At 62.9% G+C, this 22,593-nt stretch carries 19 protein-coding genes; 8 read left to right on the top strand and 11 right to left on the bottom strand.

Translation table 11 applies throughout. The features are described 5' to 3' along the window. The 6 genes from J3P81_RS13205 to J3P81_RS13180 all read left to right on the top strand — a co-directional run bounded on the left by J3P81_RS13205 (position 1) and on the right by J3P81_RS13180 (position 7,326). A complete protein-coding gene (locus J3P81_RS13205) occupies positions 1–675 on the top strand; it encodes a DUF1028 domain-containing protein (RefSeq protein ID WP_434558978.1) in 675 nt (224 codons plus the stop codon). Beyond that, positions 668–1,837 carry an acetylornithine deacetylase gene (gene argE / locus J3P81_RS13200; RefSeq protein ID WP_434558976.1) on the top strand — a complete coding sequence of 390 codons (1,170 nt, stop codon included), beginning with the start codon at positions 668–670 and terminating at the stop codon, positions 1,835–1,837. The genes J3P81_RS13205 and argE overlap by 8 nt, the downstream gene beginning before the upstream one ends. A 15-nt stretch (positions 1,838–1,852) precedes the next feature. After that, positions 1,853–3,346, top strand: a complete 1,494-nt coding sequence (locus tag J3P81_RS13195) for an aldehyde dehydrogenase (RefSeq protein ID WP_434558974.1) — start codon at positions 1,853–1,855, stop codon at positions 3,344–3,346. A 64-nt stretch (positions 3,347–3,410) separates the two neighbouring features. After that, entirely contained in the window at positions 3,411–4,853 is a 1,443-nt protein-coding gene (locus J3P81_RS13190; protein WP_434558972.1) for an APC family permease, read from the top strand. Beyond that, complete coding sequence (locus J3P81_RS13185) at positions 4,853–6,235, top strand: aspartate aminotransferase family protein (protein WP_434558970.1); 1,383 nt, start codon at positions 4,853–4,855, stop codon at positions 6,233–6,235. Before J3P81_RS13190 ends, J3P81_RS13185 begins: the two co-directional genes overlap by 1 nt. A gap of 74 nt (positions 6,236–6,309) precedes the next feature. Beyond that, positions 6,310–7,326, top strand: a complete 1,017-nt coding sequence (locus J3P81_RS13180; protein ID WP_434564110.1) for an ABC transporter substrate-binding protein — start codon at positions 6,310–6,312, stop codon at positions 7,324–7,326. Positions 7,327–7,519: 193 nt separating this feature from the next. Here J3P81_RS13180 and J3P81_RS13175 read toward each other — a convergent pair whose 3' ends face one another. From J3P81_RS13175 to J3P81_RS13155, 5 genes are all read right to left on the bottom strand, one after another. Beyond that, complete coding sequence (locus J3P81_RS13175) at positions 7,520–8,431, bottom strand: LysR family transcriptional regulator (RefSeq protein WP_434558968.1); 912 nt, start codon at positions 8,429–8,431, stop codon at positions 7,520–7,522. A 220-nt stretch (positions 8,432–8,651) separates the two neighbouring features. Beyond that, complete coding sequence (locus tag J3P81_RS13170) at positions 8,652–9,854, bottom strand: NAD(P)/FAD-dependent oxidoreductase (RefSeq protein ID WP_434558966.1); 1,203 nt, start codon at positions 9,852–9,854, stop codon at positions 8,652–8,654. A gap of 324 nt (positions 9,855–10,178) precedes the next feature. Continuing rightward, positions 10,179–10,553: a response regulator transcription factor gene (locus J3P81_RS13165; protein WP_434558964.1), complete on the bottom strand. Its 375-nt coding sequence runs from the start codon at positions 10,551–10,553 to the stop codon at positions 10,179–10,181. 100 nt (positions 10,554–10,653) lie between these two features. After that, on the bottom strand, positions 10,654–11,304 hold the full coding sequence (locus J3P81_RS13160; protein WP_420763833.1) for a response regulator transcription factor: 651 nt from the start codon (positions 11,302–11,304) through the stop codon (positions 10,654–10,656). Next, positions 11,264–12,439 (bottom strand): sensor histidine kinase, encoded by a 1,176-nt coding sequence (locus tag J3P81_RS13155; protein ID WP_434564109.1) that lies wholly within the window; start codon positions 12,437–12,439, stop codon positions 11,264–11,266. The genes J3P81_RS13160 and J3P81_RS13155 overlap by 41 nt, the downstream gene beginning before the upstream one ends. A 389-nt stretch (positions 12,440–12,828) precedes the next feature. On the opposite strand from J3P81_RS13155, the gene J3P81_RS13150 reads away from it, so the two are divergent. Further along, positions 12,829–13,770 carry a LysR family transcriptional regulator gene (locus tag J3P81_RS13150; protein WP_434558962.1) on the top strand — a complete coding sequence of 314 codons (942 nt, stop codon included), beginning with the start codon at positions 12,829–12,831 and terminating at the stop codon, positions 13,768–13,770. 19 nt (positions 13,771–13,789) lie between these two features. Here J3P81_RS13150 and J3P81_RS13145 read toward each other — a convergent pair whose 3' ends face one another. From J3P81_RS13145 to J3P81_RS13130, 4 genes are all read right to left on the bottom strand, one after another. Further along, complete coding sequence (locus tag J3P81_RS13145) at positions 13,790–14,809, bottom strand: GlxA family transcriptional regulator (protein WP_434558960.1); 1,020 nt, start codon at positions 14,807–14,809, stop codon at positions 13,790–13,792. A gap of 113 nt (positions 14,810–14,922) precedes the next feature. Continuing rightward, positions 14,923–15,327 (bottom strand): cupin domain-containing protein, encoded by a 405-nt coding sequence (locus tag J3P81_RS13140; protein ID WP_434558958.1) that lies wholly within the window; start codon positions 15,325–15,327, stop codon positions 14,923–14,925. A gap of 144 nt (positions 15,328–15,471) precedes the next feature. Continuing rightward, positions 15,472–15,765 carry a putative quinol monooxygenase gene (locus J3P81_RS13135; protein WP_420763837.1) on the bottom strand — a complete coding sequence of 98 codons (294 nt, stop codon included), beginning with the start codon at positions 15,763–15,765 and terminating at the stop codon, positions 15,472–15,474. 112 nt (positions 15,766–15,877) lie between these two features. Further along, positions 15,878–17,311, bottom strand: coding sequence for a PLP-dependent aminotransferase family protein (locus J3P81_RS13130; protein ID WP_434558956.1), 1,434 nt, complete (start codon positions 17,309–17,311; stop codon positions 15,878–15,880). 165 nt (positions 17,312–17,476) lie between these two features. Between J3P81_RS13130 and J3P81_RS13125 the strand changes: the two genes are divergently transcribed. Continuing rightward, positions 17,477–17,917 (top strand): carboxymuconolactone decarboxylase family protein, encoded by a 441-nt coding sequence (locus J3P81_RS13125; RefSeq protein ID WP_434558954.1) that lies wholly within the window; start codon positions 17,477–17,479, stop codon positions 17,915–17,917. Positions 17,918–17,989: 72 nt separating this feature from the next. Here J3P81_RS13125 and J3P81_RS13120 read toward each other — a convergent pair whose 3' ends face one another. Further along, positions 17,990–20,563, bottom strand: coding sequence for a bifunctional diguanylate cyclase/phosphodiesterase (locus J3P81_RS13120; protein WP_434558952.1), 2,574 nt, complete (start codon positions 20,561–20,563; stop codon positions 17,990–17,992). A gap of 214 nt (positions 20,564–20,777) precedes the next feature. Next, a complete protein-coding gene (locus J3P81_RS13115; RefSeq protein WP_420763841.1) occupies positions 20,778–22,577 on the bottom strand; it encodes a thiamine pyrophosphate-requiring protein in 1,800 nt (599 codons plus the stop codon). Between the last annotated feature and the right edge of the window lie 16 nt (positions 22,578–22,593).

The following is a 22,593-nucleotide window of genomic DNA, read 5'->3' as shown; positions in this document are numbered from 1 at the left end:
ATGACGTTTTCCATCGTCGGACGCTGCGCCGAAACCGGCCAGTTGGGCATCGCCATCAGCTCGTCGAGCATTGCCGTCGGCGCCCGTTGCCCCTGGCTGCGGGCAGGGGTTGGCGCGGTGTCGAGCCAGAACATCACATTGCCTGCGCTGGGCCCGCAGATCCTCGACGAATTGGCCGCCGGTTCGGTGGCCCAAGAGGCGCTGGACCGTGCCCTGGGACGCAACGGCTACAGCGAGTATCGCCAGGTGGCCCTGGTGGATGCCCAGGGGCGCACGGCGGTTTTCAGCGGTCGCCACGCGTTGGGCGTCCATGGCGCCGGGGTCGGCGAACAGTGTGTGGCGGCCGGCAACCTGCTGGCGAGCGACGGGGTCATTGCCGCAATGGTCACGGCATTCGAACAGGGTGAGGGCAGCCTCGCGTCCCGCCTGTTGGGCGCGTTACAGGCGGGACAGGTCGCAGGCGGAGAAGCCGGGGCGGTGCATTCGGCGGCGTTGTCGGTGGTGGATGACCTGACCTGGCCAATCGTCGATCTACGGGTCGATTGGGCGGATGAAAATCCCATCGGCGAACTGGAAAAACTCTGGCTCGCCTATCAGCCGCAGTTGCAGGACTACCTCATTCGCGCCCTCGATCCAACCCAGGCGCCCAGCTACGGGGTGCCGGGCGATGAGTGAGTTGCGCAGCCGTGCATTACTCGCCGAGCTGGTGGGCTTTGCCACGGTCAGCCGCGATTCGAACCTGGCGTTGATCGAGTTCGTTCGCGATTACCTGCACGGCCTGGGCGTGACCAGCGAGCTGATCTACAACACGGAACGGACCAAGGCCAACCTGCTTGCGAGCATCGGCCCGTCGGTGCCGGGCGGCGTGGTGTTGTCCGGGCACACTGATGTAGTGCCAGTGGACGGGCAAGCCTGGACCGCGGAGCCGTTCCGCCTTAGCGAGCGGGACGGCAAGTTGTTCGGACGCGGTACGGCGGACATGAAAGGCTACCTGGCCTCGGTGCTGGCTGCGGTGCCGACATTCCTGTCCAGCCCGTTGAAGCGTCCTGTACACCTGGCGTTCTCTTATGACGAAGAAATCGGTTGCCTGGGCGTGCGCGGCCTGCTGGAAGTCCTGCCGCAACGCGTCCCGCAACCGGCCTTGTGCCTGATCGGCGAGCCCACCGAGCTGCGACCGGTGTTGGGCCACAAGGGCAAGTTGGCGATGCGTTGCCACGTCAAGGGCGCGCCTTGCCATTCCGCCTATGCGCCTTACGGGGTCAACGCCATCGAACAGGCGGCGCGCTTGATCGGCCATCTGGGTGAGATCGGTGCGGAGCTGGCCGAGCCCTCACGACACGATCCGCGTTTCGACCCGGCGTATTCGACCGTACAGGTCGGCGTGATCCAGGGCGGCACGGCATTGAACATTGTCCCGGCCGATTGCCGCTTCGATTTCGAGGTGCGCGCCTTGCCGGACTTCGCCCCGCAGGCAGTGGTCGAGCAGTTGCGCGATTACGCCGAACAGACGCTGCTGCCCAGGATGCAGGCAGTAAACGCCGACACCGCCATTCGTTTCGAACCCTTGTCCGCTTACCCGGGCCTGGCGACCTCGCCGCACAGCGCGGCCGCGCGCCTGGTGGCCCGGCTGTGCGGCAACGACGATTTCGGCACCGTGGCGTTCGGCACCGAGGGCGGGCTGTTCCACCAGGCCGGCATCCCAACGGTGGTGTGCGGCCCCGGCAGCATGGACCAAGGCCACAAACCCGACGAATACGTGAGCGTCGAGCAAATGGCTGCCTGCGATCGCTTGATGGACCGCCTGGCGGTTTACCTCAGCGAACCCAATGACGTTTGATCCAAGGAAATACCCGTGAACGAATTCAATGATTGGAAGGCGCGTGCCGCTCAAGTGCGCCTGCGCGACAGCGCCCTGATCGACGGCGAGCCCCACGAAGCTCTCGATGGCGCCCGATTCGAAGTGATCAACCCCGCCAACGGCGTGTTGCTCGCCAATGTCGTGGCCTGCGCTGAACCGGAAGTGGACCTTGCCGTGAAAAGCGCACGCAAGGCATTCGAGCAGGGCCCTTGGGCGCGCATGGCGCCCAGCGAGCGCAAGGCCGTGTTGTTGCGTTTGTCTCAGTTGATGCTGGCTCATCGCGAGGAACTGGCGCTGCTGGATTGCTTGAGCATGGGCAAACCGGTCATGGATGCCTGGAACATCGACGTGCCGGGTGCCGCCCATGTGTTTGCCTGGTATGGCGAAAGCCTCGACAAACTCTACGACCAGGTCGCGCCCTCGGCGGCGAACGTCCTCGCCACGATTACCCGCGTTCCGCTCGGCGTGATTGCGGCGGTGGTGCCGTGGAATTTTCCGTTGGACATGGCGGCCTGGAAAGTCGCGCCAGCGTTGGCGGCGGGCAACAGTGTCGTGCTCAAGCCGGCGGAGCAATCGCCGTTTTCGGCCCTGCGCCTGGCTGAACTGGCCCTCGAGGCAGGCGTGCCACCGGGTGTGCTCAACGTCGTGCCGGGCCTGGGCGAGCAGGCCGGGCGGGCGCTCGGCTTGCACCCGGACGTCGATTCGCTGGTGTTCACCGGATCGACCGAGGTCGGTAAATATTTCATGCAGTACTCGGCCCAGTCGAACCTCAAGCAGGTCTGGCTGGAGTGCGGTGGCAAGAGCCCGAACCTGGTGTTTGCCGATTGTCAGGACCTCGACCTGGCGGCGCGCAAAGCCGCGTTCGGAATCTTCTTCAACCAAGGCGAAGTGTGCTCGGCCAACTCGCGGTTGTTGGTCCAACGGTCGATTCACGACGCGTTCGTAGAACGCCTGGTGGAACAGGCTCGCCTGTGGCAACCCGGCAATCCGCTGGACCCTGCGAGCCCTGCCGGCGCTATCGTCGATGCGCGTCAGACCGCGAGGGTCATGCAATACATCCAGCAGGCCAAGGCTGAAGGCGCACGCCTGGTGTGTGGGGGACGCCAACTGAACATCAATGGGTCGAGCAATTTCATCGAACCGACGATCTTCACCGACGTGCGCCCAACCATGCAATTGGCCCGTGAAGAGGTGTTCGGGCCGGTGCTGGCAATCAGCGCGTTCGATGACGAAGAGCAGGCCATCGCCATGGCCAACGAACACATCTACGGCCTGGCGGCCTCCGTGTGGACCGACGACCTGAACCGGGCCCACCGTGTGGCGCGGCGTTTGAACGCGGGCACGGTGTCGGTCAATACCGTGGACGCCCTCGACGTCACCGTGCCCTTTGGCGGCGGCAAGCAATCGGGCTTCGGACGCGATCTGTCGCTGCACGCCTTCGACAAATACACACAACTCAAGACCACCTGGATCCAGCTGCGCAGCTGACCGCGGTCCAGGTCGTCGTTCGCAATCGATTTGTTCTCCCTAAAAAAAGAAAACGGAGCAACCGATGGACAGTTCCTCAAGCGTGCCGCTACAAACCATTACGCCATCGCAGGTCGGCCCACGCAAACGGCTGGGCCTGAGCGCCCTGTTGGCCGTCGCCGTGGGCCTGGTGGTTTCCCAAGGCGTCATGGTGCTGATGCTGCAAGGGGCCGGGATCGCCGGGCTGGGCTTCGTGATTCCGTTGGCCCTGGCCTGGCTGTTGGCCCTGAGCTACGCCTGTTCGTTTTCCGAACTGGCCTTGATGATTCCCCGCGCAGGCAGCCTGAGCAGTTACACCGAAGTCGCCATCGGCCAGTTCCCGGCGATCCTGGCGACGTTTTCCGGTTATGTGGTGGTGGCGATGTTTGCCCTGTCGGCGGAACTGCTGCTGATGGAGTTCATCATCGACAAGGTCTACCCGCACTCGATGCCGCCGTTGAGTGTCGCGGTTGGCGTGCTGTGCCTGTTCACTGTGCTCAACCTGTTCAACATCGACATTTTCTCTCGGCTTCAAACGGTGTTGGCCCTGGTCATGGCGGTGATGCTGTTGGTCATGGGCCTCGGCGCCTTGGCGAGCGATGGGGCAGGCAGCGTATCGACGTTGGTGGCGGCTACGGGCTGGAACCCCATGGGCCTCGGTGTCATTGCCCTGACCGCGATGGCGGTGTGGGGATTTGTCGGGGCCGAATTCGTCTGCCCACTGGTCGAGGAAACCCGCCGTCCGGAGCGCAACATCCCGGCCTCGATGATGATTGGCCTGACGGTGATCTTCGTCATTATCTGCCTGTATTGCCTGGGCGCTTTGCTCACCGTTCCCCAGGCTGAGCTCGCCAGCAATGGCTTGCCGCACTATCTGTTCGCGACTTCGGTGTTCGGCGAGGCCGGGCAGGTATTCCTGGTGACCGCCGCCATCACCGCAACGTGCAGTACGCTGAACAGTTCCCTCGCTGCCATACCGCGCATGTTGTTGGGCATGGCCCGTAGCGGCCAGGCGTTCGGCATCTTCAAACGCCAGGGCAAGCGCAGCGGTGCTCCTTGGGTGGCGGTGCTGTTCGTGGCGCTGGTTACCGGCTTGCCGCTGCTGCTGATGCACGACACGCCCGACGCCATCAACCTTTTGCTTCTGGCGGCGGCCCTGGCCTGGCTGCTGGCCTATGTCATCACTCACATCAACGTGATTGCCCTGCGGCGCCGCTACCCCCATGTCCACCGGCCGTTTCGCACGCCGTTCTACCCGGTGCCGCAGCTGTTCGGCATCGCCGGCATGCTCTTTGCCATCTGGCACGTGTCCCCCAGCCCTGAAATGACTGTTCCGATCTTCGCCAGCGCTGGCGCGGTGCTGGGCATCGTTTCGCTGATCGCGCTGGTGTGGGTCAAGTGCGTGATGGGCAAACCGCTGTTCAAGCCCGAGCCGCTGGCGTCTGTCCAGGGCACCGAAACCGACAAGATCAACAAAGGAGACCTTTAATGAACGCGCCATTGAACCCGAACCGCAGCACCCGCGAATATCAGGCCCTGGATGCGGCGCACCACATCCATGCGTTTCTCGACCAGAAAGCCCTCAATGCCGAAGGGCCACGGGTCATCGTCCGTGGCGAAGGGCTGGCGCTCTGGGACAACGATGGCAAGCGTTATCTGGACGGCATGTCGGGCCTTTGGTGCACCAACCTGGGCTACGGGCGCCAGGACCTGGCGGCAGCGGCCAGCCGTCAGTTGGAGCAATTGCCGTACTACAACATGTTCTTCCACACCACCCATCCGGCCGTGGTGGAGCTGTCCGAGCTGCTGTTCAGCCTGCTGCCGGATCATTACAGCCACGCCATCTACACCAACTCCGGCTCCGAGGCCAACGAGGTGCTGATTCGTACCGTGCGCCGCTACTGGCAGATCCTCGGCAAGGCGCAGAAGAAAATCATGATCGGTCGCTGGAACGGCTATCACGGCTCGACCCTGGGCGCGTCGGCGCTGGGCGGCATGAAGTTCATGCACGAAATGGGCGGGGTGATTCCGGATGTCGCGCACATCGACGAGCCGTACTGGTTCGCCCACGAAGGTGACCTGACCCCAGCCGAGTTTGGCCTGCGGGCGGCCCGGCAGTTGGAAGAGAAAATCCTCGAACTGGGCGCCGAGAATGTCGCGGCGTTCGTGGCCGAACCCTTCCAGGGGGCCGGCGGCATGATTTTTCCGCCAGAGAGCTACTGGCCGGAAATCCAACGCATCTGCCGGCAGTACGATGTATTGCTGTGCGCCGACGAAGTCATCGGTGGCTTCGGTCGTACCGGCGAATGGTTCGCCCATGAGTATTTCGGCTTCGAGCCCGACACATTGTCCATCGCCAAGGGCCTGACCAGCGGCTACATCCCCATGGGTGGGCTGGTCCTGTCCAAACGCATGGCCGAAGTGTTGGTGGAGCAGGGCGGCGTGTTCGCCCACGGCCTGACTTATTCCGGGCACCCGGTGGCGGCCGCGGTGGCGATAGCCAACCTCAAGGCCCTGCGCGACGAGGGCATCGTGACACGGGTCAAGGACGACACCGGGCCGTATCTGCAACGGTGCCTGCGGGAAACGTTCGACGGGCACCCGCTGATCGGCGAGATCCAGGGCGCCGGCATGGTCGCGGCCCTGCAACTGGCCGAAGACAGGAACAGCCGCAAGCGCTTTGCCAACGAAAACGAAATGGCCTGGCAATGCCGCACCTTCGGCTTCGAGGAGGGCCTGATCATTCGCTCCACCTTGGGCCGGATGATCATGGCCCCGGCGCTCGTGGCCAGCCATGCCGATATCGATGAACTGGTCGACAAGACCCGTATTGCTGTAGACCGCACCGCCCGCGCTTACGGTCGCCTCTGAGTCCGTCGCCGGCTCGTGCGGGCGAGCCGGCATTTTCGAGGAACCGATTCATGTCCAGATCCTTGCGTTACAACATGGCGTGTGCCCTGGCGTTGCTGAGTACCAGCGTCCTGGCCGCGCCACAAAGCCTGACCGTGATTTCATTCGGCGGCGCCACCAAGTTGGCCCAGGACAAGGCCTACTTCCAACCCTTCAACGCCAGCGGTGCGGGAAACATCGTGGCCGGCGAGTACAACGGCGAGCTGTCGAAGATCAAGGCGATGGTCGCGGCCGGGCATACCAGTTGGGATGTGGTCGAAGTGGAGAGCCCCGAACTGCTGCGTGGTTGCGAGGAAGGCTTGTTCGAAAGACTCGACCCGGCGGCCATAGGGAAGCCTGCGGATTTCGTTCCGGGAGCGCTCACTGAGTGCGGCGTGGCCACGTACGTCTGGTCGATGGTCCTGGCCTATGACCAGAGCAAGCTCGCCAAGGCACCCACCTCCTGGGCCGATTTCTGGAACGTGACCGAATACCCGGGCAAGCGTGGGTTGCGCAAGGGGGCCAAGTACACCCTGGAAATCGCCTTGCTGGCGGACGGCGTCAAGACAGAAGATGTGTACAAGGTCTTGAATACGCCGGAAGGCGTGGCGCGGGCATTTGCCAAGCTGGACCAGATCAAGCCGAATATCCAGTGGTGGGAGGCGGGCGCCCAGCCGGCGCAATGGCTGGTGGCCGGGGATGTGGCGATGAGCGCAGCCTACAACGGTCGCATCGCCTCGGCGCAGAAAGAGGGCATGAAACTGAGCATCGTCTGGCCGCAAAGCCTGTATGACCCGGAATATTGGGCGGTGGTGAAAGGCACGCCAAACAAGGCCTTGGCGGAGAAATTCATTGCCTTCGCCAGCCAGCCGCAGACCCAGAAAGTCTTCTCGGAGAACATCCCCTACGGACCGGTGCATCGCCAGACACTGGGCCTGCTGCCCGCTGAAGTCCGCGAGCAACTGCCCACCGCCGAGGCCAACCTGGCACAGGCGCAAGCGGTGGACGCGGAGTTCTGGGTCGACCATGGCGAAGAGCTGGAACAGCGCTTCAACGCCTGGGCGGCTCGCTAGTATCCAACCTAATATCGAACCGCTCTTGTGGCGAGGGAGCTTGCTCCCGCTGGGGTGCGAAGCACCCCCTTTACCCTGTGATCGCGGTGTAGCAGGTGGACCGCGTCAGGTTTTTGGGGCTGCTGCGCCCGAGGCGTCGGACCGGCCCAGCGGGAGCAAGCTCCCTCGCCACGGAGGTATGAGGCTCGCCGGTCTACGCCAGCCATTCCCCGAACTGCTCCTTGCAGTAATCCACGAACAACTGCGCCGGCTTGGTCAGGTGCGCGCGCTTGAGCCAGCCGGCCACCAGGGCCGAACCGGTTACGTCCTCGGCGATGCTGACACACACCACGTCCTGTCCGTCGTAGGTGCAGCTCGATTGCGGGCGGGTCACCAACACGGCGAAACCAAATCCCTGGCCGACCATGCCGCGCACCATTTCGATGGAGGGCGAGCTGAAGACGATGTTTGGCGTCAGGCCCAGCTCCTCGAAAATACTGACGAAGTAGGTGCGGCTGGGCTGCACATCCAAGAGGATCATCGGTTCAAGCGCCAGGTCGCGAAGCGATACCTGGGATTGATTGGCAAAGCGGTGTCCGGCCGGCAGCAGTGCGTACGGCCGTTGCGGTGCCGTGAGCGCTTCGGTTTCGATCGTGCTGTCGAGATCGTGCTCATAAAAAATCGCCAGGTCGAAATGTCCACCGGTCAGGCCTTGAACCAACTCCTGCTGTTCGCCGTCCTGCACGCGGATCTCCACGCCAGGAAAACGCTCGCGAAAACCGGCGATCAGCCGTGGCAGGTAGAGTGGGGCGACGGTCTCGAAGCAGCCGATGTCGATCTGCCCGCTGACGACGTCATTGTCGGCCAACGCGTTCTGTTCGAATTCCCGGGCCATGCGCAGCAGCTCCTGGGCCTTTCGATAGAAACGCGCACCGGCCGGCGTCAGCGAGACGCCCTGGGCGTGATGACGGATCAACAACTGCACGCCGAAACTGTCTTCCAGGCCCTTGACCGCCGTGGCAATCGACGGTTGGGCGATATACAGCTTGCGGGAGGCTTCGGCGACGCTGCCACACTCCACGGTGGTGACGAAGTACTTCAACTGACGCAGGGAGTAGGACGCCACGGCACACCTCGGTCCGGATGATTTTGCCTACCTTACCGTGAGCCGCTTGCGCAGCGCGACGGGCGTTGTAACGGATTTTGCTAGGCAGTGGCGATATCCAGGCTGGCTTGTCGGACGGGCATAAAAAACGCCCGCCGAAAAAACCTTGGCAGGCGTTTGGGAAAGTCCGGCACAGAAGGAGGGACTGGCCGGTTGGCGCGTGAGTTTCAGGGCATTGGGATCAGGCGACAGGGATCAATGGATCCGCGGCAGCCAGTGCGGTGGCGCGGTCGGCGGCGGGTGGGTAGATCCACACAGAGTTGATCTGGGTCTTGAGGTCCTTCGCTTCTTGTCCGACCAACTTGACCTGGCGATCCCAACCTTCGGTGTACACCGCGCCCCAGGCGCCCAGGTCCAGGCACGTCACGTACTTGGGTTGGCTGTAGGTCATCGGCGCGACGCCCAGCAGATCGGCTGCCACGTTGTTGCCCGCGTAGCGGCCCAGGGCGATGGCGTGCTGGCAGGACATCGCCGCGTAATTGCCCAGGTCGTCGGTGGCGGCGTAGGCCACGTCGCCGGTGGCGAAGATATCGCTCTGCCCGAGCACCTTCAGGGTCCCGTCGACATGCAGCCGGCCCTGGCGATCGTGGGTGCCGGGCACTTGTTCGGTCAGCGGGCTGGCGCGGAAACCGACGGTCCAGATGACGGTCCTGGATTCGATGCGCTGGCCGTCCGACAGCGTGACGCCGCCGGCATCCACCGATTCGACCGAGGCATTGAGCATCCACTCGATGCCAAGGTGGTCGGACGCTTCGATGATCGAAGGGCTGATTCCTTCGCCCAGCGCCGCACCGATTGTCGGCCCCCGGTCGACCACGATCACGCGGATATTGGCGTCGCTGCCCAGGACGGCGCGCAGGCGGGCGGGCATCTCAGTGGCGGTTTCGATCCCGGTGAACCCGCCGCCGGCCACCACCACGGTGTTGCGAGCGGGGCTGTCGGGCAGGGTTGCGAGGGATTTCAGGTGGGCTTCGAGGCGCGTCGCCTGTTCGATCTCATCGACGTCGAACGCATGCTCCAGCATGCCCTCAAGGTCGGGGCGAACCAGCTTGCTGCCCGCTGCCAGTACCAGCCGGTCATAGCCCAGCGTGCCTTGACCGCCAAACACGTCACGATAGCCGACCTGCTTGCGGTTGACGTCGATGCTCTCGGCAAAGCCTTGGACGAAATTTACCCCGACCGCGTCGAACAACCCGGCCAACGGCGCCATCATGGTGTGGACGTCGGGTTCGTAGAAACGCGGGCGGATGCGCAACTCGGCCTGGGGCGCCAGGACGCTGATCTGTACGTCATTGCGATCATGCTGGTCGAGCAGGCGAGCCGCGCTGAGTGCGCTCCATACGCCGCCAAAACCGGCGCCGACGATCAAGATTTGCTGTTTCATGAGGTGCTCCCGAAGACTGAGTCGATACGTTGAATTTGTTTGATGTTTCAGCGTGACCGTGTTGCGAAACGCCCGGAAGTGCTTGGCCTGATGGGGTGAATCATTAGGCGCATTCAGCTTCGGTTCGCTATTGGAAATGGTATTCGTCGGCGGGAGCCGCGGCACTTCTACATAGGGTCAGTGGCGGCATGCGTGGGTGTTAGGGGGGCTATACGAAGGTATTAAAATCGTTGGGTTGTGGATTTTCAGCAGCCACAGAACCATGCGCACCCCATTACGCTTGTGGGAGCGAGCCTGCTCGCGAAGAGGCCATTGCAACCGCCTTCACCCCTCGCCACCCATCACCGATTCAATGCAGGCAATCAACTCACCACAATCAAACGGCTTGGGAAAAACCGCCACCGGGCTCATCCCGCCCGAGCGGGTTCGCGGCGGTACGGCAGGCAGGCCCGTTATGAAAATAAGCGGAATGTCGATGCCGCGGGCACGAAGCTCATCGCACAGTTGAATCCCGGTCATCCCCGGCATTTGAATGTCCGACAGCAAGCAGGCTGTATTCACATAGCCAGCTGAAGACAAGAAATCGAGAGCACTGGGGTAAGTCTTGACGCGATAACCGTGGGAGCGCAGTAAACCATCCAATGCAACTCGAACCGATTCATCGTCATCGATAATTGAAATAATTGCGGTGTCGGACATTTCGAAACCTGGCAGTAATGTCAGGACGCCATAAAGGCGCCCCTATCACTGCAAGATACGCGGTACAAAAGCTGCGCCTAGTATACGTGGGTATGAACTTTCACTGACCGCGCCCCGGGTCCAATGCCTGGGCCATGCGCACCAGCTCGGCAAACGAGCGCGCGCCCATCTTGCGCATGGCCTGGCCGCGATGAATCTTGACGGTGATTTCGCTCAAGCCGATCTGCCCGGCAATCTGTTTGTTCATCAACCCCGACGCAGCCAGGAGCATCACTTGGCGTTCCCGGGCGGTGAGGCTGGCGTGGCGGTCCTGGAGCGCCTTTTGGCTGTGCTCGGCCTCGCGACGCAGGCGGTCGCGCTGGTGGGCGGTGGACACCGCATCGATCAGGTCTTGCTCACGAAACGGCTTGGTCAGGAAGTCCACTGCGCCGGCTTTCATGGCCCTTACCGTCATGGCGATATCGCCATGGCCGGTCATGAACACGATGGGCAGGTGAACGTCGGCGCTCGCCAGCTGTTGCTGGAAGTCGAGGCCGCTGGTGCCGCGAAGGCGCACATCCAGCAGCAGGCAACTGGGCCCGTCGGCGCGTGGATGGCGCATGAAGTCTGCCACCGAGTCGAACAGCTCGACCCGCAGGCCGATGGACCGTAGCAGACTGCGGAGCGCTTGGCGTAACGACGCATCGTCATCGACCACGTAAACGATGGGCTCAGCGGTGAAGGCAGGGTTCGGGGTGTGGCTTGGGTTCATGGGCGGCGTCCTTGGCGGGGCGGGCAGAGGTAAGCAATGGCAACGAAAACGTGAACGAGGTGCCTTGTCCAGCCGCGCTGGCGGCCCAGATCCTGCCGTCATGGAAGTCGATGATGGAGCGGCAAATGGAAAGCCCGATGCCCAAGCCGTTTTCCTTGGTGGTGAAGAAGGGGGTGAACAAAGAAGGCAGGATTTCGTCGGAAATTCCGATACCGCGGTCCGCCACCTCCAATAGCACCTCGTGCTCCTGCGTCCAGGTGCGTATGCGCAGGATCCGATCGGGCGCGTCAATCGTTTCCATCGCGTGGCACGCATTGATGATCAGGTTGATGATCACTTGCTGCAGTTGCACCCGGTCGGCGTTGACCTGGCACGCCTTTGCCGCGAGGTTCGCCTTCAGGCTGATCTTGTGATGAGCCAACTGCTGGCGCACCAGGTTCAGCGACTCGTTGACGATGTCGTCCAGTAGCTCAGGCTGACGCAGAGGGTCGCATTTGCGCGCCATTGCTCGTGTACGATTGATGACTTCGCTGGCGCGACAGGCATTGGTGACGATCCGCTCCAGCGCGTCGAGGGCTTCCTTGAGGTCCGGAACCGGGCGATCGAGCCAGCGACGACAGGCCTCGCCGCTGCTGGTGATGGCGGTCAGCGGCTGGTTGACTTCATGGGCAATCGAGGCGGCCATCTCTCCCAGGGACGTCAGGCGCGTGACGTGGGCCAACTGGGCGTGGGCGCGGGACAACGCTTGCTCGGCGTGTTTGCTGGCGATCAGGGCGTTGATCAGGTAGGCCTGGTTGTGGCGCAGGCGGTCCGCGGCCTGCTTGCTGCGCAACGCGAGAAACGCAATGGCGGACAGGGCCGTCAGGCAACGAAAGAACCCAGTGATGGACTCCCAGCGGTGATAGCCACCGTTGTACGCAAACATCGCCGTCAGCAAAAACATGCACATCAGCGCTACGGTGATCACCAGGTTGATGGAAAACAGGTTCGCCGCCATCAGCAGCAAAGTGATGTACAGCAGCGTCGGCGCCAGGTCGGAATGGGTTTCGGAATTGATGATGACGATTCCGCAGGCCACCACCAGGCCCACGGCCCAGCCCAAGGCGTTGACCAGTGGGTGGGCGCTGATGCCCATCGATGGCTCCCCGCCCATCGGGCATGGGATGTACCGGAAGCTGTCATAGACACTCTTGAACATCGTGGCGGGTGTGGGCACGGCGCAGACCTTCTGTTTTGCGGTGCAGCCCGAGGAGACGGGGCATCGATTTCGGATCTTAGAAGTTGCCCCTGGCATCGGGTAGGACATAAATCCCTGAATTACTGCCAACCCCGGCCGGTTGTCGATGCATACCCACGTATCAATGAATCTACCCAAAGCGTGAGTCCGGTGTCCCCCAGTACAACAGACACCGGAGGGGCTCAGGCATAACCTTCCTGGTACGTCGTCGTTGTCCAACCGTGCAAACGGCCCGAGGCACGACGTTTCTTTGCTGACTCATTGGCCCTGTGCCTGGAATGGCTACCATGATGAACAGAAATGACCTGCGTCGTGCTGACATCAATCTGCTGGTTGTCTTCGAAACCATGATGCATGAGCGAAATGTCACACGTGTGAGCGAGAAGCTGTTTCTCGGGCAACCGACCATCAGTGCGGCCCTGGCGCGTTTGCGCTTGATGTTCGACGACCCGCTGTTCGTCAGGACCGGGCGGTTGATGGAGCCGACGTCCCGGGCCCGGGAGATTTTTTCCAACCTTTCACCCGCTTTGGACGGCATCGCCGCCGCCTTGAGTCGCTGCCAGGCGTTCGACCCTGGCACCAGCGAGGCAACGTTTCATATAGGCCTTTGCGACGATGTCGAGTACGCGCTGCTGCCGGATTTGCTGCGCCGCCTGCGGGTCGAGGCGCCGGGCACGACGTTGGTGGTGCGTCGCACCGATCAATGGCAGATGTGCCAGTTATTGGTCAGTGGGGAAATTTCCCTCGGTATCAGCCATACCCTGGAACTGCCGGCCAACGCCCGGCGCAAGGCGCTGCGCCCGATCCGGCCGATGCTGCTGCGGGCCGATTCGCGTCCCGGCGAATTGACCCTGGACGACTTTTGCCGCCGGCCCCACGCCGTGGTTTCATCCATGGGCCACGTCATCGATGATTCGGACCGCGCGTTGAGCCTGGTAGGCCGGCAGCGGCGGGTGGTGCTGACGGTGCCGCAATTCAGCGCATTGCCCGTGTTGTTGGATCGCAGCGACATGATCGCCATCGTGCCCGACTATGTAGCCCGGGCCATGGCGGCAGTCGCAGGCTTGCGGGCGGAGCCGGCGCCGGTCCAATTGCCTGAGCATGAGCTGTCGATGGTCTGGCGAGGTGCCTCCCATGATGATCCAGGCGAGCGCTGGCTGCGTTCTCGTTGCTGCGCGTTCATCGCCGAGCAGGCCCAGTCGGCGCCGCAAGCCCGGCGCGTGGCCTGACGCGATCGCGCAAGCCTTCTCAAAGGGAAAACCGGCTGCGATATTCGCGCGGTGAGATCGACAGATGCCGCTGGAACGTATGGCGCATCCGTTCCTCGTCGCCGAAGCCGCACGAGCGGGCGATCTGGTCGATGTTGCGCTCGGAGTCCTCCAACAACCTTCGCGCGGCTTCGAGGCGGAACATTTCGACGGCCTTGGCCGGCGTTCGTCCGGTCTGGCGCTTGTAGACCCGGGCAAAATTGCGCGGGCTCATCCGCGCCTGCCGGGCCAGACGTTCGATGGTCAGGTCGGCCTCGTCCAGGTGCTCGGCGAGCCAGGCGTGCAATTCATCGAACCCGGCGCTGTCCTGGGTCTGGGACAGCAACAATTGGCTGAACTGTGCCTGTCCACCGGGCCGCTTGAGAAACACCACCAGTTCCCGGGCCACTTGCAGAGCCACGTCGCGACCGCAGTCGGCCTCCACCAGCGCCAGGGCCATGTCGATGCCGGCGCTTACCCCCGCGGAGGTCCAGACCTTGTCCTGTTGGATGAAGATGGCGTCCAGGTCCACTTCGATCAATGGGAAACCGCTCTTGAGCATCTCGCACATGGCCCAATGCGTGGCGGCACGGCGGCCATCGAGCAAGCCGGCCTGGGCCATGAGGAAGGTCCCGCTGCACACCGACGCCGTGCGCCGGGCCCTGGTGGAGGCCGCGCGCAGCCAGTCCACCAGTTCGACACAGTCAATCATCGCCTGACGAATGTTCGGGGCACCGGGCACGATCAGCGTGTCGATGATGACGTCGTCGAACTGATGCAGGGACGCCGTCTCGACGACCAGGCCTTCAGCGGTCTGCATCAGCCCGCCGGCCAGGCTTGCGGTGTGCATCCGATAGCCCGGCCGGCCGCGTTCGGCCATGGCTTTGGTGGCGGCCCAGAACACGGTCTGGGCGCCGGTCAGGTCCAGAAGGCCCATTTGCGGATAGGCGAGGAACACCAACGCACGCGGTTGGGACATCGACTCGGCGGCGATGTGAATGTCATGGGTCATCTCGTTCATGGTCGCGTCGGCTCGGTAGGGCGCATTTTGAGGATAAAGGTTTCGGCCTGCCCCCCGCTTTCGCGAGCAGGCTCGCTCCCACCGGTAAGCGACGGTGGGAGCGAGGTCATGGGTCATTGCTTGAGCGGAATCAGCACCGCTTCGTTCTCACCCATCACCATGAACACCAAAAGCTTTGCTGGTTGGGTGGCGCTGGCGTTCCTGGAGACCAGATGCTCGGAACCGGCGGCTTCGTACCAGTACTCGCCAGCCTTGTAGGTGATGGCCGGCTCGCCCTTGACCTGGGACGTGATTGCGCCTTCGAGCACATAGGCCATGGCGGTGCCGTCATGCTTGTGGGCGATGGACGACTGGCCCGGTGCATAGTCGACGGTCAACATCATGGCTTTCTTGCCGGGCAGGTTTTTGAGCAGTTTTTCCTGAAGCACCTGAACGTTCTCCGACGGCGCGGTTTCGTGGGCGTAGAGCGCGGCAACGGGAAGCAGGCTCAGGGCGGCGATCAAATAGAGCGTTTTCATGGGGCGGGACCTTTGTGGTATCGAGTGAGTTCGCGTTCACCCTAAGCCCCAAGGTGTCGGGGACAAACGTCCAATTTATTGAAAGACGAGTAGACCACGGTGGCGAGGGAGCAAGCTCCCTCGCCACGCCAGAGATGAGCCCATTCACACCACCGGGAAACTGTTGAAATCCACGCTGCGAGCCAGGCGGCTTTCGATCAGGCTGATGAAGCCCTGGACTTCGGGGCAGTTGAAATGCGCCTGCATCGCTGCTTCCGATTGCCAGCGGGCGCTGACGTTCCAGCGGTCATTGTCTTGCGGGCAACGGTCGACCATATAGGCGTCGCAGCCTGGCGAGGCCCGCAGGGTTTCGACGATTTGCTGCAACTGCCGGCCCAGTTCTTCCGAGCGCCCGGCGGCGGCCTGCACCTGAACGGTATTGATCACTTGGCGAGACATTGTCCTGGCTCCTGAATCAAGTCGAACGGAATCTGATGACACCCAGGCAGGATAGGCCCGGCAAGACAAGGCTAAAACAGCCAATGGGCGGATAAATGCCCAGTCCAATCGGTCAGGCGACCTGCTGCAGGATGTCCCGCAGGCGATCGAAGGCGATATCGATGTCGAGCAGTTCGATGGCGCCAAAGCCCAGTATCAAGCCTGGACGCACCGGTGTCGCGGTAAAGAATCCGTCGAGGCTATAGAGCCCAACCTCGGCTTTCTTCGCCAATTCGATCACCAACGGCAGGTCGATCGGCACCTTGCACAGCACCGCCATGTGAAAGCCCGCTGTGGTGGGCACGGCCTCGAACCACGGTGACAGGTCATCGGCCAAGCGCGCCAGGATCCGCTCGCGCCGGCCGGCATACAGCGCGTGGCAGCGGCGGATGTGCTTGAGCAGGCAGCCCTCGGCGATGAACTTGGCCAGTGCCCATTGGGGCAGGGTGGAGGTGTGCTGGTCGGTAAGGCGCTTGGCGAGGATCACCGCCTCGAGAATCGCCGGCGGCAGGACGGCGTAGCCGAGCCGCAGCTCCGGCAGCAAGGTCTTGGAGAAGGTCCCGACGTACGCCACGATCCCGCGCTCGTCCATGCTTTGCAGGGAGTCGGTGGGCCGGCCTTCATAGCGGAATTCACTGTCGTAGTCGTCTTCGATGATGATCGCGCCCAGCTCATACGCCCGTGCCAGCAGCGCCTCGCGCCGGGGCTGGCTCATGGGCATGCCCAGGGGAAACTGGTGGGACGGCGTCACGTAGATCAACCGCGTGCCGTCGGGAATCATGTCCACGCGCATGCCTTGCTCATCCACCGGCACCCCGGCCACCGTCGCGCCGTGGGATCCGAACAGCAGGCGTGCCGGCGGGTAGCCGGGATCTTCCATCGCCACCAGGCTGCCGGGGCGGGTCAGTACCCGGGAAATCAGATCGAGGGCCTGTTGCGCGCCGTTGCACACCACCACGTCGTCGTCCTGGCAGTTGACCCCTCGGGAAAACGCGATGTGCCGGGCGATGGCATTGCGCAGCGCCGGCAATCCCTCGGGTTGGCTGTAGAAACCCTTGGCGGTGGCGATCTGGCGAAGGGCGTGGGCGGTGCAGCGACGCCAGTCATCCAGGGGGAACTGGCCCTTGCCGGTGGCGCCGCCGATGAAGTCATAGCGCAGCGCGCTTTCGGGCAGCGGATGGCGCAGCAGGTCCGGCATGTTGCGCCAGGTCTCGACCACGTCCGCCCCGGCCAGCTCACGGTGACTCTGCTTGCGCACGACGCTGGCCGAGCGCGCGTTGACATAGGTGCCCTTGCCGATGACGCCGGTGAGGAGATTTTCGTAGGTCAGTTGCGCGTAGGTGTCGGAGACGGTCTTGCGCGAGATGCCCAACTGCTCGGCCAGCAGCCGGCTGGGTGGCAGTTGCGTGCCGGCCGCCAGCCGACCGCTCTCGATGGCGCTGCGCAATTGTCGGTACAACTGGCCCGCCAGGTCCTTGCGGCCGTTGATGACGACGTGAAGTTCCATACCTGCGGGCTCCCGGATAATCGATGACGGCAAGGGCCGCGGACGCAAGGTTACCCGCAATGCGCCGGCGCGGAGAAGTTGCGTGGGCGTTTATCGTCAGATTGGACCTGTCACGGGCGGCGCCGACGTCCTACCGTGGAATCATCAACCACCACGGAGGCCGCCATGAGCCCGCGTCTTGACTACTACAGCGCATCCCCCGGGGCGATGAGAGCAATGATTGGCCTGGAAGCGCTGACCAGCCGCCTGAGCATCGAGCCGGCGCTGCAGCATCTGATCAAGATCCGCGCCTCGCAACTCAATGGCTGCGCCTTCTGCACCGACATGCATTCGGTGGATGCGCGCCGCCAGGGCGAGACGGAGCGGCGTCTGTATGCCGTGGCGGTATGGCGCGACAGCGGATTCTTCAGCGAACGCGAAAGGGCGGCCCTGGCCTGGACCGAAGCGGTCACCCTGTTGGCTGAAAGCCAGGTGCCCGATGACGTCTATGCCGTGGCCAGCGCCAGCTTCAGCGAAGAGGAACTGGTGGACCTGACGCTGGCGATCAGCACCATCAACAGCTGGAACCGATTGGCGGTGAGTTTTCGCCAGAGTCCGGGAGGCTAGGCAGTGCCTAAGCGGCGTGCTGAAAACAGACCGTCCAACATTCTGCGGTCAGTCCAACAAAAGCCATGAAGCCTAGAGCCACCGCGGCGTTGTAAAGAACGAGGCCATTTCCGAGCGAGCCAATGCCGCGCCGAAGTAAGGCCCTTGTACCTGGTCACACGCCACGCTGCGCAATTGGCTGAACTGCCGGGCATTCTCGATGCCCTCGGCGGTGACCATCAGCCCGACGCTGCGGCTCAGCCGGATCATCGCCAGCACGCCTTCCTGATCATGCTCCAGGCCCAATTGCGTGAGGATATTGCGATCGAAGCGGATGCCGTCGAATGGCTGGTCGAGGACTTCCCTGAGGGAAGCGATGTTGGTGCCGAACTTGTCGATGTTGATCCGTACGCCCAGCGCCTTCAAGGCATGCAAGGTATTGGCGAGGGTCTTGTGGTCGGTGAGCAGTACGCCTTCGGCCACTTCCAGGGTCAGGCGTTGGGCGGAAAGACCGCTGGTCTCCAGGGCTTTGTGTACCTGGTTGAACAGGAAACTGCTGCTGAACCACCGAGGCGAAACGGCCAGGGAAACGTTGAGTGCGTTGGGCCAGCTCGTCGCTTCTTCGCAGGCGTTGATCAGCATCCAGGTGCCCAGCTCTTCCAACTGCCCGGACGCTTCGGCGACCGGGATGAAGTCGATGCCGCCCAGTTCGCCGCGTTCGGGATGGTGCCAGAAAGCCTGGGCTTCAAAGCCATGCAACTGCTCGGCATTCACGTCGAAGCGTGGCAGGTAACGCAGTTCGAGCTGGCCTTCCTGCATCGCGTCGCGCAATTGCTGTTCATAGCGGCGCCGGTCACGGGCGACGTTGCCCATGGCCTCTTCATAGATGCGCCAGGTGTTGCGGCCGGCGGCCTTGGCCGCATACAGGGCAATGTCAGCCTGGCGCAGCAGTTCCTCGGCACGTGGGTCACGGGGGTGCGACCACGCCACGCCGATACTCACGCCCAGGTACAGCGTATTGCCGTCCAGGTGCATGGGGCGCTGCATGCAGTCGATCAAGCGCTCGCAGAGCTGATCGAGGTCTCTTGCGCTGCCTGGGTTGGGCATGACGATGACGAATTCGTCGCCCCCCAGTCGCGCCACAAGATCGCTGTTGCGAACGTTTTGCTGGAGGATATGAGCCACTTCCTTGAGCACTTTGTCGCCCACGGCATGGCCCAGGGAGTCATTGACCGGCTTGAATCGATCCATGTCCAGGTTCAGTAGCGCCAATGGTGTGCTCTGCGCTTGGTCCAGGTGTTCGCTGAGGCAATCGAACAGACGGTTGCGATTGGCCAGCCCGGTCAGCGGGTCGTGCTGGGACAGGTGCTTGATTTGTGCCAGGGCGCGCAATTCATCGGTAATGTCGGTGGCGGTGCCACGAAAGCCCTGGCTACCGGCGTCGATGGCCCGTACCGAAAGCTTGCAGGTGCGTATGCGTTGGTTACGCGCAATGTACTCGCACAGCAGAGGGGCAGACGAGGCACTGTTGGCGCCGCCGAGCAGCCAATGGGCAATGGAGATCGACCCGCTGTGGGATTCCAGCAACCGGTGCAACGGTTTGCCGATCCATTGCGTGGGGCTGAAGCCCGTCACCTGTTCAAAGCGTTCTGACAGATAGGTCAGGTTTGCGGCCGAGTCGACTTCCCACAGCCAGTCTGACGACACTTCGGCAATGTCGCGAAAGCGTTCCTCGCTGCGCTCCAATGCCTTGCGATGGGCCAGGAGGCTGACGTACTGCTGTTCCTGGGCACGAAGCATGACCAAGGCGTGGCGCAATACCAAGAGGGCCATGACGCCCAGGAACAGCAACGCCAGCGCCAACAACGGCAACAGGGCTTTACGCAGATCCTTGCCAGGGGTAGCGGGGCGCCAGGCCAGGGCTTCGCGGGTCAGGTCATTGAGCAGCACCTGGGCGGTGTCTTTCGGGCCTGGGGTATGGGCGATATGGGCGTCCGGCAGGGCAAAGTCTCGTGCCAGGTCCTGCAACGCGTCCGTATCGAGGACTTTGACGAATAAAAGCAGGCTCGGCGGGCCAGGAATCTCAGCCACGCTGTTGTCGGTGCCGGTGGTGATGGCAGAGACGGCGACAAAGGCGGGCGCGTCCTGGTGATGGAGCAATTCGACGATCACTTCATCGCGATTCTCGGCGGCGCTGGCCTTTCTGGCGAGTGCCCGCAGGTTGCCAGTCAGCCATGTGTCGGCGTGCACTTCGCTCATTTCACCATCAATGACCGAATAAACCGTCTTGCCGGTCGGGGAAATCACGAACACAGCCTGGTAGCCATACAGCGAGAACACGCTGCTGCCGACATTTTCCTGGTCGTAGGCCCAGTCTTTGTCGACTTCGACGTGCAGGTGGCGGTAGGCGTCGCTCCACTTGGAATAATCGCTCAGGTCGCGGCCGATGCCGGTACGAATCCCGTCGACGGCCCGTTGGGCAAAGAACAGGCTCTGGGAACGGGCCTGTTCGTCCTGGGTCTGGGTGATGTTGAGCAATACCGCGATGGCCAGCGCGGACATGATGAACAGCAACAGCATGATGGCCGGAAAGGTGCGGCGAGTGAAACTTCGGGTAGGCCGCTCGCCGGAAATCACCGTGGAGCCATTGCCAGCATCTTCATTCATAAAAACAAGCCATCAGCTGAACGCGAGACATCCCGCACTAGTTTTGTATCGGCTGACCGCCTGATTAACTTAATGAAAGTGGAAAATAGCTGACCAGTTGCACCATTTTTAACGGCAGCTGCCCTCAGGTGCTACGCCTTGGCGGTATCGCCGCCCATATAGGCGCCGCCGATCGATCCGATCAGCTCATAACGGCGCGCTCGAGTCTCCATGCTTATTCTTTGTCCTTGCGATGACCGGGCAGCAACGCGCCGAGCACCTGCTTGGCGGTCTCGACCACGATGCCGCGCTCGTTCGGATCGCCCTGGAGCAAGGTCGAGGCGAACTTCTTCGCCTGTTCCAGCTTGATGTGCGGCGGCAGCGGAGGCACGTCGGGGTCGGTGCGGAACTCGATCACCACCGGGCGTTCGGCGGCGAACGCCTGGTCCCAGGCGCTCGCCACGTCGCTTTCCTGGTCGACGAGGATGCCCTTGAGGCCGATCGACTCGGCGAACAGATGATAGGGCACGTCGGGAATATCCTGGGACGCCTCGAATTTCGGGTCGCCTTCCATCACTCGTTGTTCCCAAGTCACCTGATTCAGGTCCTGGTTGTTGAACACCGCGCAGATCCAGGTGGTGTTGGTCCAGGTGCGCCAGTATTTGGCGACGGTGATCAATTCGGCCATGTTGTTCATCTGCATCGCGCCATCACCGACCAACGCGATCACCGGACGATCCGGGTGGCAGAACTTGGCGGCGATGGCGTAGGGCACGGCGGCGCCCATGGAGGCGAGGCCGCCGGAGAGTGAACACATCATGCCGCGACGGATCTGGACATCCCGCGCATACCAGTTGGCGCAGGAGCCGGAGTCGCAGGTGATGACGGCGCGATCCGGCAGCCGTGGCGAGAGTTCGAACGTGACGCGCTGCGGGTTGATCGGTTTGGCCGAGACCAGGGCGCGTTTTTCCAGGGTCTTGTCCCAGTCCGCTCGCCATTTCTCGATTTTTTCGCGCCAGGTTCGGTCGGTCTTTTCTTCGATCAGCGGCAACAGGGCCCGCAGGGTGTCGGCGCTGTCACCTTGCAAGTTGACTTCCATGGGGTAGCGCAGGCTGAGCATGTCTGGCTTAAGGTCGATCTGCACGCCACGCGCCTGGCCCTCGCCAGGCAGGAATTCGGCATAGGGAAAGCCGGACCCGATCATCAGCAGGGTGTCGCAACCGGCCATGAGGTTGTCGCTGGGCTCGGTGCCCAGCAGCCCGATGGAGCCGGTGACCCATGGCAGTTCATCGGGCACCACGGCTTTGCCGAGCAGGGCCTTGGCGACGCCGGCGCCGAGTTTGTTGGCGATGGCGATCACTTCGTCCGTTGCATGCAGGGCGCCGGCGCCCACCAGGATGGCAACTTTCTTGCCGGCATTGAGCACCTCTGCCGCTCGGCGCAGGTCTTCCTCGTAGGGCACGACCTTGGGTTTGCGGTAGCCGACGCCGGAATGCAGCGTGCCGTGCTTGTGGGGCGGCGGTGTGTATTCCAGGTCTTGGAGGTCGTTGGGCAGGATCAGCGCGGTGACCCGACGCTCACCCACCGCCGTGCGTACCGCGCGGTCGAGCAGGTGGCGGACCTGGGCCGGGGCGCTGGCTTGCTGGACGAACGCGCCTGCAACGTCCTTGAACAGGCTGGGCAGGTCCAGTTCTTGCTGATAATGGCCGCCGAGGGCGTTTCGGGCCTGCTGGCCGCAGATTGCCAGGACCGGCATATGGTCCATGCGCGCGTCATACAGGCCGGTAATGAGATGCGACGCCCCAGGGCCGGAGGTTGCGATGCAAACGCCCAGCTCGCCAGTGAACTTGGCATGGGCGCAGGCCATGAAGGCCGCCATTTCCTCGTGCCGCGCCTGGATGAATCGGATCTTGCCCTTGGCCCGGTTCAGAGCCCCGAACACACCGTTGATGCCATCGCCCGGATAGCCGTAGATGCGCCGAACGCCCCATTCATAAAGGCGTTCAACCAGAAAATCGCCGACGGTCATGCTCATGTCTGTTCCTCGTCCT

Source organism: Pseudomonas sp. R1-6 (genome assembly GCF_051132115.1).
Lineage (GTDB): Bacteria > Pseudomonadota > Gammaproteobacteria > Pseudomonadales > Pseudomonadaceae > Aquipseudomonas.
The sequence above is the reverse complement of the archived record's forward strand: the minus strand, read 5'-3'. Positions and strand labels throughout refer to the sequence as shown.

What these genes read in the sequence shown, in the direction of transcription:
- J3P81_RS13140 (WP_434558958.1), bottom strand. Translation starts at nt 15,327, where the DNA reads ATGAAAACGCTCTATTTGATCGCCGCCCTGAGCCTGCTTCCCGTTGCC.
- J3P81_RS13115 (WP_420763841.1), bottom strand. Translation starts at nt 22,577, where the DNA reads ATGAGCATGACCGTCGGCGATTTTCTGGTTGAACGCCTTTATGAATGG.
- J3P81_RS13205 (WP_434558978.1), top strand. Translation starts at nt 1, where the DNA reads ATGACGTTTTCCATCGTCGGACGCTGCGCCGAAACCGGCCAGTTGGGC.
- J3P81_RS13160 (WP_420763833.1), bottom strand. Translation starts at nt 11,304, where the DNA reads ATGAACCCAAGCCACACCCCGAACCCTGCCTTCACCGCTGAGCCCATC.
- J3P81_RS13170 (WP_434558966.1), bottom strand. Translation starts at nt 9,854, where the DNA reads ATGAAACAGCAAATCTTGATCGTCGGCGCCGGTTTTGGCGGCGTATGG.
- J3P81_RS13155 (WP_434564109.1), bottom strand. Translation starts at nt 12,439, where the DNA reads ATGGGCATCAGCGCCCACCCACTGGTCAACGCCTTGGGCTGGGCCGTG.
- J3P81_RS13180 (WP_434564110.1), top strand. Translation starts at nt 6,310, where the DNA reads ATGGCGTGTGCCCTGGCGTTGCTGAGTACCAGCGTCCTGGCCGCGCCA.
- J3P81_RS13135 (WP_420763837.1), bottom strand. Translation starts at nt 15,765, where the DNA reads ATGTCTCGCCAAGTGATCAATACCGTTCAGGTGCAGGCCGCCGCCGGG.
- J3P81_RS13130 (WP_434558956.1), bottom strand. Translation starts at nt 17,311, where the DNA reads ATGGAACTTCACGTCGTCATCAACGGCCGCAAGGACCTGGCGGGCCAG.
- J3P81_RS13165 (WP_434558964.1), bottom strand. Translation starts at nt 10,553, where the DNA reads ATGTCCGACACCGCAATTATTTCAATTATCGATGACGATGAATCGGTT.
- J3P81_RS13190 (WP_434558972.1), top strand. Translation starts at nt 3,411, where the DNA reads ATGGACAGTTCCTCAAGCGTGCCGCTACAAACCATTACGCCATCGCAG.
- J3P81_RS13150 (WP_434558962.1), top strand. Translation starts at nt 12,829, where the DNA reads ATGATGAACAGAAATGACCTGCGTCGTGCTGACATCAATCTGCTGGTT.
- argE (WP_434558976.1), top strand. Translation starts at nt 668, where the DNA reads ATGAGTGAGTTGCGCAGCCGTGCATTACTCGCCGAGCTGGTGGGCTTT.
- J3P81_RS13120 (WP_434558952.1), bottom strand. Translation starts at nt 20,563, where the DNA reads ATGAATGAAGATGCTGGCAATGGCTCCACGGTGATTTCCGGCGAGCGG.
- J3P81_RS13185 (WP_434558970.1), top strand. Translation starts at nt 4,853, where the DNA reads ATGAACGCGCCATTGAACCCGAACCGCAGCACCCGCGAATATCAGGCC.
- J3P81_RS13125 (WP_434558954.1), top strand. Translation starts at nt 17,477, where the DNA reads ATGAGCCCGCGTCTTGACTACTACAGCGCATCCCCCGGGGCGATGAGA.
- J3P81_RS13145 (WP_434558960.1), bottom strand. Translation starts at nt 14,809, where the DNA reads ATGAACGAGATGACCCATGACATTCACATCGCCGCCGAGTCGATGTCC.